We start from the raw sequence: 13,746 nt of genomic DNA, 5'->3' as shown, positions 1-13,746 counted from the left end.
GGGAAACCTGCTGGTGAGGGGCCTTTTCATGCCTCCTCGTGGTAAGTAACACGCCATCTTGCCGCACCGCCGCCCCTGGGCGGAAACGCGTTCCGGCCGGAAGCTGTGACCTGGGGTTTCGTGTGCTGCGCTACCGTGCCGCCGTGATCAGTGCGACGGAGCGTCCCCTTCTCTTCCTCGACGTGGACGGTCCTCTGATCCCCTTCGGATCGTCGACCGGCGCCGCGGTCCCTGACGACGCGGGGAATCCGCTGCTGGGCCGGCTCGACCCCGGGGTCGGGGCGCGGCTCATGGCGTTGGGCTGTGAGCTTGTCTGGGCGACGAGTTGGATGGAGGAGGCCAACACGGTTGTCGCCCCTCGTATCGGGTTGCCGAGGCTGCCGGTGGTGGGGTGGCCGGAGCCGGCTGCCCGGGCGGGTCCGCGCGGGCTGCACTGGAAGACCCGAGCCCTGGTCGAGTGGGCCCACGCCCGGCCCTTCATCTGGGTCGACGACGAGATCGGCGCCCTGGACCACCAGTGGGTCGGGGCCGCTCACCCCGGCCCGTACCTGCTCCACCGTGTCGATCCGGCCGAGGGCCTCACCGACGCCGACTTCGCCGTGCTCGGCGTTACTGCTCGTTCCTTCGGCGGATGAAGAGGAGGACCGCTCCGCCGATCACCACGAGGCCGATGGCCGCGCCGCCGATCAGGGGGGTCGCGTTGGAGCTGCCGGTTTCGGCGAGGTTGGGGTTGGGGGCGGGTGAGGGGGTGACGACCGTGGTGGGAACCGGTTCGCTGAGGGTGTGGGTGGTGTCGGCCAGGGTGGCGCTCTGGGTGCGGCAGTCGAGGACGCCGGTGAAGCGCTGTTCGAAGCCGGCCGGGCCGCGGATCGTGAAGTCGTAGGCGCGGTCCTCCGGCAGCGGGACCGGCACCGTCCGGGTCTCGCCCGGCGCGATGGTGTACTCGGTGTCCAGCAGTTCGAAGGTGAAGGGCGCGTCGCCCTTGTTGAGCGCGGTGATGTCGAGGGTGCCCTCGGCGCAGTTCTTCTCGGCGGACAGGGCGGGTATCGCGCCCTCGGCGGCCCAGGTGGCGGTCGCCGTCGCCGCGACCGTCGACTCGCTGGAACCGGCCAGGATCTGTGTCTGGCTGCGGCTCTCGGAGGCGAAGGCGCGGCCGACCGGCACGGTCGTCGACGCCTGGACGGACAGCTGGGCGGTGCCGGCCTCCGCGTCCTCGGGCACGTCGAAGAAGATCTGGGTGCCGTCGCCGACCTCGGTGACGGGCTCGCCCTTCTTGTCGACGACCCGTACGGCGCCCTTGGCTGCGGCGTCCACCGGGGGTGTCACCGTCGCGCCGCCCGCGTTGGTGTGGACCGTCACCGGGCCGAGCCGCTCACCGGGGCGGCCCGAGACGGCCGGTGGGTCGAGGGTGAGGGACGCCGTGGGCTCGGCCAGCTCGCGGGCGTTCTTCTCCAGGTAGTCGGCGAGCCGCTCGGCCTGCGGGTCGACGGCCTCGACGTCCGTGTCGTCCGAGTAGCGCCAGATGGCGACCTGGGTTCCGGCCGCCGCGTCCTCCTCGGTGAGTCCGCCGCGGACGCCCGCCTTCTTCGCGAGCGCGGCCAGGTCGTTGACCTGCGGGTAGGAGTTCCCCAGGATCCAGCGGACGCGGCCGGCGTCCTTGTTGGTGCCCAGCGACGTCCCGCTCCAGGGGGTCTCCTGGTACTTCGCGTCCTTCTGCGTCGGGTTCTGGATGTCGACGCAGTACGTTTGCAGCATGCCGCCGCCCTCGACGGACATCTCGAACAGCCCGGCCGGCACCTGATGGTCGCCGTCCTCGCCGTGGATGACCGCGGTGCCGTGCGTCTTCAGGCCGCCTATCGTGGCCGTCGCCCCGCCCTGGCCGCGTGCACCGTCACGCGCGCCGTCCTGGGCGGCGGCCGGTGCCGCACCGGTGACCACACCGGCGACGGCGAGCGCGGAGGCCAGCGCCCCGGCGGCGATACGCGCCGCCCCTCGACCGGGCAGAGACGGCGCAGCGAGCGAAGAAAACACCAAATTCCCCTTCGAGCAGGACCCGTTGGCGTGGGGGGAACGGTCCCACCAGCAGAATCAGCAGCCACACAAGGCTCGTTCGGCATCCTAAGGACATGCCGGACCGGGCTTGCCGGTGATCGTCGCCCGCGCGCTGATCCGAATCGGAATCGTTATCGCCGAGAGCGTGTTTGAGCAGGGCTTATCGACAAATCCACCCGCGGTCGCCTCCGGGCGCGTACCTGGCGGGTACCTGGCGGGCCTCGGTGTCATCCCACCGGGACCGGCTCCGGTCGCTGTTCGGGGGTGGCGGGAACGGTCGGCTGCGCCGCGGACTCGCCCACTGACTCGCCCGCCTGCTCCCCCGCGGGTCCACCCGCGGGCTCGCCGCTCGATTCTCCGGGCGACTCCCCGGGCGATTCCCCTGCCGGCACCTCCCAGTTGGGTTCCGGCTGGGGCGGGGAGGCCGACGCCTCCGCCCTGCCGGTGCGCCGGAACGCCGCCGTGCCGCGGGCGAGGTCGTGGCCGATCGCCACCGCGTCGATGTCGGCCGAGGTCCGGCTCTGCCCCTCGCGCACATCGGTGCGCACCTTCAGCCTGCCCTGCACGACGACGGGGTCGCCCACCGCCAGTGACCCCGAGGCGTTGGCGGCCAGCTGCCGGTTGGCCCACACGGTGAAGAAGTTGGTGTGCCCGTCCGTCCAGGCGCTCTTCTCGCGGTCCCAGTAGCGCGAGGTGACCGCGAGCCGGAAGCGCACCGACGGTCCGTTCACCAGGTGTCGGAAGACGGGCTGGGTGGCCACGTTGCCCACCGCGCAGATCATCGTCTCGTTCATGGCGAGTCCTCCCTCCCGCACGGGCCTGTCCCGTACGGCGGCCGGGGCGACCGCGTCCGTCGCGATCGCCGTGGTGGCCAGATTGCCCGCCGTCGGGCCGGTCCGCCCGGGGCTGTGGACCGGCCCGGCGCCTGTGGAGAACTCCGCCACCCGCAAGGGTGGTCACCGTGGGTGCGGGCCGCTACCTCGTCGCGGTCCCCACTCCCACCCCCGCCCCCGTGACCCGCGCGTACTGTTCCCGCACCTCGCGGTAGCGCAGCAGTTCGGCCGCCAGGGGATCCAGCACCCTGGCCCGGCCGCACCCCGCGGCCGCCTCCCGCAACAGGCGTTCCGCCTCGTGGCCGTAGCGCCGGGCGGGTCCGCGGGCCGCGAGGCGGCAGCTCCACTCGATGAGGGGGCCGCCGACGATACCGGCCAGCATCAGCAGCACCGGTACGCCCAGGTTCGGGGGCACGATGCCGATGATCTGACCGAGCAGCCACAGGCCGCCCACCACCTGGAGCAGTGTCATGGTCGCCTGAGCGAGGACGGCCACCGGCCACCACCCGGGCCGCGGCGGACGTCCCGGCGGCAGCCCCGCGCGCACCGCCAGTTCGTCGAGGGCCTCGGGCAGTCCCTGGGCGCCGCGGACGGCCGCCTCCCGCATCGCCTGCGCCCACGGTGCCGGCAGCCCGGCCGACGCCCGGTCCGAGACCGTACGCACCGCCTGTTCGACGCGCTGCCGGGCCGTGGCCTCCTCGTCCGCCTGGGAGCGCGTGGACAGCCGTCCCGTGACGGGGTCGCGCCGGTCGTGGTACCAGCGCCACAGCCGCAGCCAGGGGGTTCCGCACGCCCGGTTGGCGTGGCGCAGCCAGGCGCGTTCGGCCGCCTCGCCCGCCGCGGTGGCGCCCACCGCGTCGGCCAGCCGGTCCGCGAACTCCTCCCGCGCCTCCTCGCTGAGCCCGGTGCGCCGCCCGGTGACGTACACCGGGCGCAGGTGCCGGGCGGCGGCGTCCACGTCGGCCGCGATACGGCGGGCCGGGGCCTGCCGTTCGGCGACGAACTGGCCGAGCGTCTCGCGCAGTTCGCCGATGCCCTCCCCGGTGAGCGCGGACAGGGCGAGCACGGTGGCGCCCGGTTCGCCGTACTCGCCCAGCGCGATGCCGTCCTCGTCGAGCAGCCGCCGCAGGTCGTCGAGGACCTGCTCGGCGGCCTCCCCGGGCAGCCGGTCGACCTGGTTGAGGACGACGAAGGTGACCTCGGCGTGGCCCGCCATCGGCCGCAGGTAGCGCTCGTGGATCAGGGCGTCCGCGTACTTCTCCGGGTCGACGACCCAGACGACGGCGTCGACCAGGGCCAGGATGCGGTCCACCTGCTCACGGTGCTGCACGGCCGCCGAGTCGTGGTCGGGCAGGTCGATCAGGACCAGTCCGCGCAGCGGCGACTCGGAGTCCGGGTGCTGGAGCGGACGGCGGCGCAGCCGGCCCGGGATGCCGAGCCGGTCGAGGAGGCTGGCGGCGCCGTCGCTCCAACTGCACGCGATGGGCGCGGCGGTGGTCGGCCGACGGACGCCGGTCTCGGAGATCGTCACCCCGGCGAGGGTGTTGAACAGCTGCGACTTGCCACTGCCGGTAGCGCCCGCGATGGCGACGACGGTGTGCTGCCCGGAGAGCCTGCGCCGCGCGGCGGCCTCGTCCAGGACCCGGCCCGCCTCGGCCAGGGTCCCGCTGTCGAGCCGGGTCCTGGAGAGCCCCACCAGTTCACGCAGCGCGTCCAGGCGCGACCTGAGGTTCCCGTCGTAGGCGAGCGGCATCAGCGCGGCCGAGGAGGAGGCGGGCCTGCTCGATAGGACGGCGAACTGCTCGGGCCCGCCGTTCTCGTCCACCCGCCGTGCGATCAGTCCGTCGCCCCAGGCGCCGTCCCCGTCCCCGGACCCCCCCGTACCTGCCGACCCGCCCGACCCGCCCGACCCGCCCGACCCGCCGGTCGAGCCTTCCGTACGGTCCGCGCGAGGGTGCGCCCCGGTGGTCTCGTCCCGTACGCGCGCGTGGGAGCTGTCCGAGCGCTCGCTCCGGCGCCCCCGCAGACGCCTTCCGCGCCCCGCGTCCTCGGCCACGTCCCCCTCCCCCGCCGCGCCGTCACCCGCGACGCGCTCACGGGCGGCATGCTCACGGGCGGTTGCCTGCTCGGCAGGGTCTTCCCCGCCTCGGCGGTCCTGCCCACCTCGACCGTCCCGCCCGCCTCGGCTGTCCCCGTGGTCTCGATCCTCCCCCCGCCGGTCTCTGCCGTCTCGCCCCTCCCGGCCAGCCCGGCCATCCCGGCCATACCTACCAGCCTGCTCATCCCCTCCGCCCCGATCGTCTCCGCCGACCCGGCCACCCCCGTCGTCACGGCCGTCCCGGTCATCGCGGCCGTCACGGAAGCCCGGTGCGTCGGCCGCACGTTCCGCCCGATCCGCCCGAGCCCTCCGCTCCGTGCGGTCCGCACGATCCGCGCGGTCCCTGGGGTCCGTACCGTCCGCACCGTCCGTACGGTCCGCGTGATCCGCGCCGTCGGCGCGGTTCGTGCGCTCCGTCTCCTTCGTCGCAGGCTCGGTGTGCTCGGTGTGCTCGGTGGGGTCCTGGTCAGTGACGGCGGTCACCGGTCACCTCTCCTTCTGCAGTACGGACAGCGCGGCGATGAGCTCTGCCTGTGGTTCGGGGTGCACCTCGAGACCGTCGAGCGGCGCCAGCCTGCGCTCGCGCTCGACGTGCATCACCCGGTCGACGTGTTCTTCGAGCAGCCGCCCGCCCCGGTCGCGCAGCCGCAGCGCGCCGTGGGCGCCGATCCTCTCGGCGAGCCGCTCGCCGGCGACACGCGCGCGCCGCCCGCCCAGCAGCACGGTGGCGACCAGGCCGGCCACCACCCCGGGGTCCGGTGCCAGGTTCCGGTCCAGCTCGCGCACCTCCTCCTCGGCGTACTCCTCCAGCTCGCGCCGCCAGCGCCGTACGGCCAGCCCGATGCGGTGCTCGGCGCTCTCCGGCGCGGGGGCGTGGCCCGCGAGTTCGGGGGCGTCCGCCGCCGGTTCGTGGCGCCAGGCCTCGTCGACCCGCTCGTCGGCAGCCGTGACGGCGCACAGCAGCAGGGCGCTCAGGCTCTCCACCAGCGAGTCGAGGAGCTCTTCCGGAGAACAGTCCAGGGGGAAGGCCCGCCAGCGCTTCAGCGCGTCCCCGGCGAGCACCGCGCCCGCCTGCAACCGCCCCCGCACGCGCGCGTGCTCATCGTCGTAGGCGCCGTCGACGGCGGCGGTGAGCCGCAGCGCAGCGGCGTACTGTGCGGCGGTGGCTCCGGCCAGCTCGGGCATCCGGGACTTGAGCGAGTCCAGGATGCCGTGCGCCGTGCGGGCCATGGCGTGGTGCCGGGCGTCGAGTTCCTGCGCCCGGTGGACGAGCCAGGAGCGCAGCGGCGCCACGGCGCTGGCCGGCAGCAGTCCGCCGCCCCAGGCCGACTCGGGCAGTTCGGGGACGGTGAAGCGCGGGACGTCGCCGAGCCCGGCCTTGGTGAGCAGCGCCCCGTACTGCCGCGACACCTCGGACACCACCTGGTGGGGCACCCGGTCGAGCACGGTGACCAGGGTGGCGTCGTACTCCTTGGCGGTGCGCAGCAGGTGCCAGGGCACCGCGTCGGCGTACCGCGCGGCCGTGGTGACCATCACCCAGATGTCGGCGGCGCAGATCAGTTCGGCCGCCAGGACGCGGTTGTCGGCGACGAGGGAGTCGACGTCGGGCGCGTCCAGGAGGGCGATGCCGGGCGGCAGGGTGTCGGCGGTCTCGACCCGCAGCACGCGCGCGGGGTTCTCGCCGGGCAGCAGCAGGTCGTCGTCGGGGTCCCGGTGGGGCACCCACACGCGCGTGAGGTCGGGCAGCACCCGCATGCCGCTGAACCAGTGATGGTCCTCCGGGTGGCACACCAGGACCGGCGTGCGTGTCGTGGGCCGCAGCACACCCGCCTCGCTGACCCGCCGTCCCACCAGGGAGTTGACCAGGGTGGACTTCCCGGCGCCGGTGGATCCGCCCACCACGGCGAGCAGCGGCGCCTCGGGATCCTTCAGGCGGGGCATCAGGTAGTCGTCGAGCTGGGCGAGCAGTTCGTCGCGGTTGGCACGCGCGCGTGGGGCCCCCGCCAGGGGCAGCGGGAAGCGTGCGGCCGCGACACGGTCGCGCAGGGCGGAGAGTGCGTCGAGCAGCTGAGGCCGTACGTCCAAGGTCACCACATGTGAAGAATGCCCAATTTTGAGGGAATTCTGAAGCATATGAGCATGATGAGCATGTCTGCGCGCCGATCGGACACTCCGGGCGGATGGGACTACTGGGACGCGAGGACAGTCCAGGCATAACGAGTGGACAACACCCGATGCGCGAGGCGCCAAAAACGATGCACGATTCGTACCTGCCTGCGATTATCGGGATCGCTTCACCGAACCTCCACATCGAGCCACGGAGGGGAAGCATCCGGGACATGGAGCCGGGAGCCCTATCCTTGTCCCCGGCGAGGTCACGGACCGGTTCACAGCCGGACACCAGGACCGAGGCCCCACATCAGGCCCCCGTAGCTCAGTGGATAGAGCAGGCGCCTTCTAAGCGCTTGGCCGCAGGTTCGAGTCCTGCCGGGGGCGCTCACTCATGTGTTGACGGGTTGATCAACGGCCCGAGCGACCGCAACGGCCCGTTCCCCGGTCCGGGTGTGACACGCCCCGGTCCGGGTGTGACACGATCGGCTGCCGATCGTGGCGCCCGCCGGGACGCCACCGCTTGCCGGGCGGGGAGGGACTGGACGACGTGCGACTGCGCTGCGCGGTACTCGACGACTTCCAGCAGGTGGCGACCGAGATCGCGGACTGGTCCCCGGTCGCGGACGACGTGGACGTCGTGTCCTACGCCACCCACTTCCCGGACGAGGACGCCCTCGCCGCGGCGCTCGCGGACGCCGACATCGTGGTCACCCTGCGCGAACGCGTGCCGTTCCCCGGCTCGTTGCTCGCCCGGCTGCCCCGGCTGAAGCTCCTCGTCGCCTCCGGCATGCGCAACAGCGTGATCGACTACGCCGCCGCCGAGGCGCACGGCGTCACCGTCTGCGGTACGGCCTCCTCCTCCACCCCGCCCGTCGAGCTGACCTGGGCCCTGCTGCTGGGTCTGGCCCGCGGCATCGTCCAGGAGGGCAACGGACTGCGCGAGGGCGGCCCCTGGCAGCAGACGGTGGGCGCCGACCTGCACGGCCGCCGGCTCGGCCTGCTGGGCCTGGGGAAGATCGGCGGGCGGGTGGCACAGGTCGGCCTGGCCTTCGGCATGCGGGTGAGCGCCTGGAGCCAGAACCTCACCCGGGAGCGCACCGACGAAGTCGGCGCCGAGCTGGCCCGTTCCAAGGAAGAGCTCCTGAGCACCGCCGACTTCGTCTCCGTCCACCTGGCGCTGGGCGAGCGCACCCGCGGCCTGCTCGGCCCCGCCGAACTGGCCCTGCTCAAGCCGACCGCCTACCTGGTCAACACCTCGCGCGCGGCGATCGTCGACCAGGAGGCGCTGCTCGCCGCACTGCACGAGGGCCGCATCGCCGGCGCGGGCGTGGACGTCTTCGACACCGAGCCGCTGCCCGCCGGCCACCCGATGCGCACCGCTCCGCGCCTGCTCGCGACGCCCCACCTGGGCTATGTCTCGCGCGCCAACTACGCCACGTACTACGGCCAGGCCGTCGAGGCGATCGCCGCCTACCTCGCGGGTTCCCCCGTACGGCGGCTGCCGGTGCCGGCGCCTGCGGCACCGAACCCGGCGTAGGGCCGCTCAGGCGGAGCCCGTCCGGGCGGAGTCCGCCGGGCGCGCGTAGATTCCGTCGCTCCGGCGCAGGTGACCGAAGTCCACCAGGTGGCGCCGGAGCGTCACATGGTCGACCTCGCCGTCCTCGCACCAGGCGCGCAGCTTCTCGTCGACGGTGCGTTCCGGGTACTCCACACCGGGCACGAAGGTCTGCTCGGCGATGTGCCGCAGCACCACCTTCTTGCGCGTCCATCGTGCGGGGAGACGCACCAGCCGGCCGTCCCTGACGAAGGTCCGCACGATCATGCCGTCCCGGGCGTCGCCGCCCGCCGCGCCGGTGTCCGGGGACGGCTGGAGCGGCGGGAGCGGCTGGAGCGGCTGTGACGACTGGGACGATTGAGACAGCTGCGGCTGCTGGGACAGCTGCGACTGCTGGGGCGGCTGGGACGACTCGGGATCCTCGACGGGCGAGTCGGATCGGTCATTCGGCATGCCGGGAGGCTAGTGGACCCACGGGGGCGCACGAGAACGGTTTTTCCGGCCCCGCCCCGGACGCTCAAAAAGGGTGATCCACACATTCCCCCCGTGACCCGCCGCGACCGGGTGCGTTGAACCGGCAGTGCGGCGGCGCGTCCTGCCGCCGCGCTCCCCGAGTCAGAAGGAGAACGTGATGTCTCGCATCGCGAAGGCCGCCGGCGTCGCCCTCGGCGCCGGTGCCGTGGTGCTCAGCGGCACCGGCATGGCCATGGCGGACGCGGGCGCGGCGGGCGCGGCCGTCGGCTCGCCCGGTGTCCTGTCCGGCAACGTCGTCCAGATCCCGGTGCACGTGCCGGTCAACCTCTGCGGCAACACCATCGACGTGATCGGCCTGCTGAACCCGGCCTTCGGCAACGCCTGCGAAAACGGCGACGACGACGGCGACAAGAGCGGCGGCTACGGCGGCTGAGTCCCCCCAGGCACCGAGGAGCCCCGGCCTTCCCGGCCGGGGCTCTTCCCGCACTCGGGCTCCCGTACCCGGGCCCCCGTACCCGGGCTCCCGCGCTCGGGCCCGCGCCCGAACTCGTCCCCGTGTCCCCGTGTCGCCGTGTCCGGGACGGACGCGCTCAGGCGTACCGGTAGATCCGGCCGACGTCCTCCAGCTCGTCCGGTGTCACGTCCCACGGCGGCAGCCTCTCGTGCCGGGCGACGATCCGCCCGCGCTGCGCGCTGCCCCGGCCGGGCGGCTCGGCGGGCAGGTAGCGGGCGCCGCGGTGGCGGGCCTGCCAGCGCGACCACTGGAGGTCGACGAAGGCGTGGTGCAGCCAGAACACCGGGTCGTTGACGGAGGCGCCGCCGACCATGGCGCCGCCGACCCAGCGGTGCACGCGGTTGTGGTTGCGCCAGGAGACCTCGCCCCGCCCGGTCCCCCACCCCTCCAGCTTGTTGCGGAACCCCTTGCGCACGGTGGAGTCGTAGGGCGAGGTGTCGTACGCCGGGTCGTCCAGCGCCCACTCCAGGTCGCTCTTCGAGGGCAGGCCGAGGGGATCGCCCGCGCGCCCCAGGTCCCGGGTGAGGTACTCCGTGTCGGTGACGTTCACCTTGAGGGTCCAGTTGCCCCCGGCGTGGGCGAAGGGACCGGTGGTGACCCGGTGGTCGGAACGCCTCCCGGTGCCGCCCAGGAGGTCGGCGGTCCAGGGCGTCGACTTGGCGCCGCGGTCCTTGGTCCAGTCCCAGTACGGCACGGTGACCGCGTCGTCCACCCGGCGCAGCGCCTCTTCCAGGTCCAGCAGGAACCGGCGGTGCCAGGGCAGGAAGGACGGTGCCATGTGCGCCGTGCGCAGTCCGTCCTCGCCGTCGGAGACGTAGTACTCGATGTGGGTGCGCACGAACTCGTCGTACTCGCCGCGTCGTTTGATCTCCAGCAGCGCGTTCACGAACCGTCGCTTCTCGGTGCGGGTCAGCGTGCTGACGTCCTTACGCGTGTACGCCATGCCGCCCCCCGGAGTGCTGGTCGTGGCCGATGGACGGGGTGTCGCGCAGGTGCTCGCCGGGGCCGAGTTCGTCGACCGCGCCGCGGGCCGCGGCAAGCGGGGTGGGGTACGACCGGTAGTGGTCGACCATGCTCAGCCAGCTGCCGTCGGCCCGGCGCATCAGGTGCAGCGGACGGCCGTCCACGGTGACCTGCCAGGTGCCGGCGCCCACCGCCCGGCCCGCGGCGGAGCGGACTCCGCGGATGCGCCGGCCCCGGTAGGTCTCGTCGAAGGCGGTGCTCTCGGCCCCGTCGGCGGACTCGGCGGACTGGGCGGACTCGACGGCGTGCGGCCCGGGGTGCCCGGGGCGGGCGGGTCGCGGTCCGGTCGTCGCGGCCTCGGCGGCCTCGGCGGCTCCGGAGGGCCGAGAGGCGGCGATCAGGGGCGCCAGGCCGACGGCGAGGGCCGGGGCGAGCAGCCCCCGCATCACCTGCCTCCGCGTACCGGACGAGGGCCCGCCGCTCGCCGTATCCTCCGCCGCGTACGCCCGCTCCGTGCCTCTCTCCGTCGCGCCGTTCACCGTCGCGCCCGTGTTGCCGGCCATGGCTCACTCCTCGTCCGGTTCCGTTGGTCCGCACCGCTAACCGGACGGCGGGCCCCTCGGTCACCGCACGCAGGGCCAGTCGGAGCAGCACCGCCCGGTCGCACGAGGCCGCCGCGCGGGTTACCGGCCCGGTCCGACGCCCAGGTCGGCCACCGGAACCGTCTGGACCACCGGGGCGAGCACACCGACCTCGGGAAGCTTCGGCGCCGGCAGGCCGAGGGCCTCGGGGTTCGGCGCGGTGAGCGGGGCGTCCAGGGACAGCCCGGGCGCCAGGGTGCGCAGCTCGGCGGCGGGGGCGTCGACACCGGCGTGGTCGAAGTCGTCGCCGAGGATGTGCGGCAGCGGCTGGCGCACGTCGACGCCGGGCAGCCCGCCGCGCACCGGCAGCTGCGGCAGCGTCCGCTCCGGCAGCAGCCGCCCCTCGACATACCGCGGTCCCTCCGGTGCGCCCGCCGTCGGCACGGGCAGCTCGCCCGCCACCTCGGGCAGTTCCATGCCGAGGGCCGTCTCCGCGCCGCCCAGCGGCACCGGCACGGGAACGGCGCGGGCCGCGGCGGCGGGGGTCGCGGCCACCCCCACGGCGGCGGCCACACCGGTGACCACGGCGGCCAGGGTTCGTCTGGTGGTCGGCTTCATGACAGGCACGGTCCCTTTCGAGAAGGCGGGAGGTACGGCTTCGGGAAGGCGGGAGAGACTGCTCCGGAAGGCGGAGGTACGGCGGAGTTAGGGCGGAGGTACGGCGGGGAGCGGGGAGGCTCAGCCGCCCAGCGGGAGGCCGCCCAGCAGGCCGTTCGCGGAGTTCAGCTTGGTGGTCGCGCCCTTCACGGTGTGCAGCACGGAGTCCTTGTTCTCGGTGTCCAGCGCGTCGGACCGCCCTTCCGACTGGTGCTTGATCGGCATGATGTCGATGGGCTCCGCGGTCAGCGCGTTCACGGCGCCGTTGAGGCTGGTGGGCGTGAGGGCTGCGGCGTCGGAGGCGTCGTAGGCGAACGCGGGCGCGGCGGAGCCGGCGGCGATCAGGGAACCGGCGACGACGGCGGCGGCCTTGAGGGACTTCATGGTGTTCCTTTCTTCGGCGACCCGTGTCACCGGAGGTATTGCTGACGACCTCCCTAACGACCTGCGCCGGAGCCGGAAACTCCGCCGTCCGGAAGACATATGAGATCTCCGGACACGCGAAGGGCCGTCCCACCTCCGGCAGGGAGGTGCGACGGCCCGGGAAACGCGGAGTGAGGGAGGCCCGGTGTCAGGAGGGGTCCGCGGGCGCGGCGACCTCCGGCGTGGCGGCCTCAGGCGTGGTGGCCTCCGGCGCGGTCGGTACGCCGGGCAGGCCGGCCAGGTCCGCGGCGGGCAGCCCGTTGCCGACCATCGTGGCGGCGACGACGTTGACGATGCCGGTCATCAGGTCCTTGACGGCCGGGCTCACCTGTTCGGCGGTGCCGGAGGTGGTGGCCTTCACCAGGGCGTCGATCTGCTTCTGGAGCGCGGCCTCCGCGGCGGCGGACAGGTCGGTGGCGGCCGCGGTGCCGTCGTCGCTCTGGGCCGTGACGGGCGCGGGCAGCGTGACCGGGGTGTCGGTCCCGGCCTCCGGCGCGGTGACGGCCGGCGGCTGGGCCGGGGTGGTCGTGCCGGGGGTGGTCGTGCCGGGGGTGGTCGCCACGTCGTCGGCGTCCGCGTCCGCGGCGTCCGCCTTGGCGAGGGCGTCCTTGACGGCGGCGGAGAGCTTGTCCGCGTCGGTGGCGGAGAGCTGGCCGTTGTCGGCCTTGAGGACGGCGCTGAGCATGTCGGTGACGGGCGTGAGCACTCCGCCCAGGCCGGCCAGGCTGCCGACCTGGCTTTGCAGTTCCTCCGCGTCGGGGAGGGGTGCGTGGGACGCCGCGTGGGTGCGTTCCCGGACCGAGTCGCCGTCGGCCGCCATCACCGCCGGACCGGAGAGGCCGATCAGCAGGCCGGCGCAGAGAGCGGAGGTGGCGATTCGCCGTGCGGGCAGACGCATGGGGGTTCCTTTCGGTGGTGCGTCGGATGTTGTGCCCACCGTGGAAGCGCCCTTGGCGCTCTGCAACGCAGGCGGCGAGCCCGTGCGCCCGCCCGCCCTTCTCACCGGCCGCGTCTTACCTGGTGAGACACCCTGTCAAGGGCCGTGCGCCGTGTCGCCGCCCGGACCCCCCATTCGGGGCAGCACACCGCCGTCCGCGCGGCAACGCGAACCGGCCGCCCGCTCGCGGAGGAACCGCGGTACGGACGGCCGGTACGGAGAGTGGTGAGCCGACGTCAGTCGTTCTCGCACTCGTTGCCGAACGCCGGGTTCAGCAGACCGATGATGTCGATGGTGTTACCGCAGACGTTGACCGGGATGTGGACCGGGACCTGCACCACGTTGCCGGACAGGACGCCCGGGGAGTGGGCGGCGGCGGCCTGCGCGCCGCTGTCGGCGGCGGCGACACCGGCGGTGCCCGCCACCGCGGCGGCGGCGACGGAGGTCAGGGCCAGGCCCTTCGCGATACGCGACATGGAGAAGTGCTCCTTGGGGTTGTACACACATCCGGGCGGCTGCCCGGCGCAGTGTCAACGCGTGGCGCGAG

At 73.7% G+C, this 13,746-nt stretch carries 14 protein-coding genes and 1 tRNA gene; 4 read left to right on the top strand and 11 right to left on the bottom strand.

Features of this window, described 5'->3' with window-relative positions; translation table 11 throughout:
• Positions 1 to 143: 143 nt before the first annotated feature.
• Positions 144 to 635, top strand: a complete 492-nt coding sequence (locus tag B9W62_RS25200; RefSeq protein WP_087812090.1) for an HAD domain-containing protein — start codon at positions 144 to 146, stop codon at positions 633 to 635.
• Here the strand turns inward: B9W62_RS25200 and B9W62_RS25195 are convergent.
• From B9W62_RS25195 to B9W62_RS25180, 4 genes are all read right to left on the bottom strand, one after another.
• On the bottom strand, positions 610 to 2,031 hold the full coding sequence (locus B9W62_RS25195) for a Cys-Gln thioester bond-forming surface protein (RefSeq protein ID WP_087809281.1): 1,422 nt from the start codon (positions 2,029 to 2,031) through the stop codon (positions 610 to 612). The two genes, B9W62_RS25200 and B9W62_RS25195, sit on opposite strands and share 26 nt — an antisense overlap.
• Before the next feature lie 248 nt (positions 2,032 to 2,279).
• Positions 2,280 to 2,846: a single-stranded DNA-binding protein gene (locus B9W62_RS25190; protein ID WP_256976789.1), complete on the bottom strand. Its 567-nt coding sequence runs from the start codon at positions 2,844 to 2,846 to the stop codon at positions 2,280 to 2,282.
• 181 nt (positions 2,847 to 3,027) lie between these two features.
• Complete coding sequence (locus B9W62_RS25185; RefSeq protein WP_087809280.1) at positions 3,028 to 5,466, bottom strand: YfjP family GTPase; 2,439 nt, start codon at positions 5,464 to 5,466, stop codon at positions 3,028 to 3,030.
• A gap of 3 nt (positions 5,467 to 5,469) precedes the next feature.
• Entirely contained in the window at positions 5,470 to 7,077 is a 1,608-nt protein-coding gene (locus B9W62_RS25180; RefSeq protein WP_087809279.1) for a dynamin family protein, read from the bottom strand.
• 329 nt (positions 7,078 to 7,406) lie between these two features.
• Between B9W62_RS25180 and B9W62_RS25175 the strand changes: the two genes are divergently transcribed.
• Both B9W62_RS25175 and B9W62_RS25170 read left to right on the top strand, forming a co-directional pair.
• Positions 7,407 to 7,479: transfer RNA gene (locus tag B9W62_RS25175), tRNA-Arg, on the top strand.
• A 163-nt stretch (positions 7,480 to 7,642) separates the two neighbouring features.
• Complete coding sequence (locus tag B9W62_RS25170; protein ID WP_087812089.1) at positions 7,643 to 8,632, top strand: D-2-hydroxyacid dehydrogenase family protein; 990 nt, start codon at positions 7,643 to 7,645, stop codon at positions 8,630 to 8,632.
• Positions 8,633 to 8,638: 6 nt separating this feature from the next.
• Here the strand turns inward: B9W62_RS25170 and B9W62_RS40840 are convergent, their stop codons facing one another.
• A complete protein-coding gene (locus tag B9W62_RS40840; RefSeq protein WP_256976573.1) occupies positions 8,639 to 9,103 on the bottom strand; it encodes a DUF2087 domain-containing protein in 465 nt (154 codons plus the stop codon).
• A gap of 178 nt (positions 9,104 to 9,281) precedes the next feature.
• On the opposite strand from B9W62_RS40840, the gene chpF reads away from it, so the two are divergent.
• Positions 9,282 to 9,557 carry a chaplin ChpF gene (gene chpF / locus B9W62_RS25155; protein ID WP_087809277.1) on the top strand — a complete coding sequence of 92 codons (276 nt, stop codon included), beginning with the start codon at positions 9,282 to 9,284 and terminating at the stop codon, positions 9,555 to 9,557.
• 157 nt (positions 9,558 to 9,714) lie between these two features.
• Here the strand turns inward: chpF and B9W62_RS25150 are convergent, their stop codons facing one another.
• From B9W62_RS25150 to chpG, 6 genes are all read right to left on the bottom strand, one after another.
• Positions 9,715 to 10,581: a tyrosinase family protein gene (locus B9W62_RS25150; protein WP_087809276.1), complete on the bottom strand. Its 867-nt coding sequence runs from the start codon at positions 10,579 to 10,581 to the stop codon at positions 9,715 to 9,717.
• Entirely contained in the window at positions 10,565 to 11,164 is a 600-nt protein-coding gene (locus B9W62_RS25145) for a tyrosinase cofactor (protein WP_087809275.1), read from the bottom strand. The genes B9W62_RS25150 and B9W62_RS25145 overlap by 17 nt, the downstream gene beginning before the upstream one ends.
• Before the next feature lie 120 nt (positions 11,165 to 11,284).
• The gene (locus B9W62_RS25140) at positions 11,285 to 11,800 is read right to left on the bottom strand and encodes a hypothetical protein (RefSeq protein ID WP_087809274.1); all 516 of its coding nucleotides are present in this window, start codon (positions 11,798 to 11,800) and stop codon (positions 11,285 to 11,287) included.
• Between the two features lie 120 nt (positions 11,801 to 11,920).
• Positions 11,921 to 12,223, bottom strand: a complete 303-nt coding sequence (locus B9W62_RS25135) for a hypothetical protein (protein ID WP_087809273.1) — start codon at positions 12,221 to 12,223, stop codon at positions 11,921 to 11,923.
• Between the two features lie 187 nt (positions 12,224 to 12,410).
• The gene (locus B9W62_RS25130; protein ID WP_087809272.1) at positions 12,411 to 13,160 is read right to left on the bottom strand and encodes a hypothetical protein; all 750 of its coding nucleotides are present in this window, start codon (positions 13,158 to 13,160) and stop codon (positions 12,411 to 12,413) included.
• A 275-nt stretch (positions 13,161 to 13,435) separates the two neighbouring features.
• A complete protein-coding gene (chpG, locus tag B9W62_RS25125; protein ID WP_030179666.1) occupies positions 13,436 to 13,675 on the bottom strand; it encodes a chaplin ChpG in 240 nt (79 codons plus the stop codon).
• Positions 13,676 to 13,746: the final 71 nt, after the last annotated feature.

The sequence above is a fragment of the Streptomyces sp. CS113 genome (assembly GCF_002188365.1).
GTDB lineage: Bacteria > Actinomycetota > Actinomycetes > Streptomycetales > Streptomycetaceae > Streptomyces > Streptomyces tendae.
Note: the sequence above shows the minus strand (reverse complement) of the source record. Positions and strands in the feature narration are given on the sequence as shown.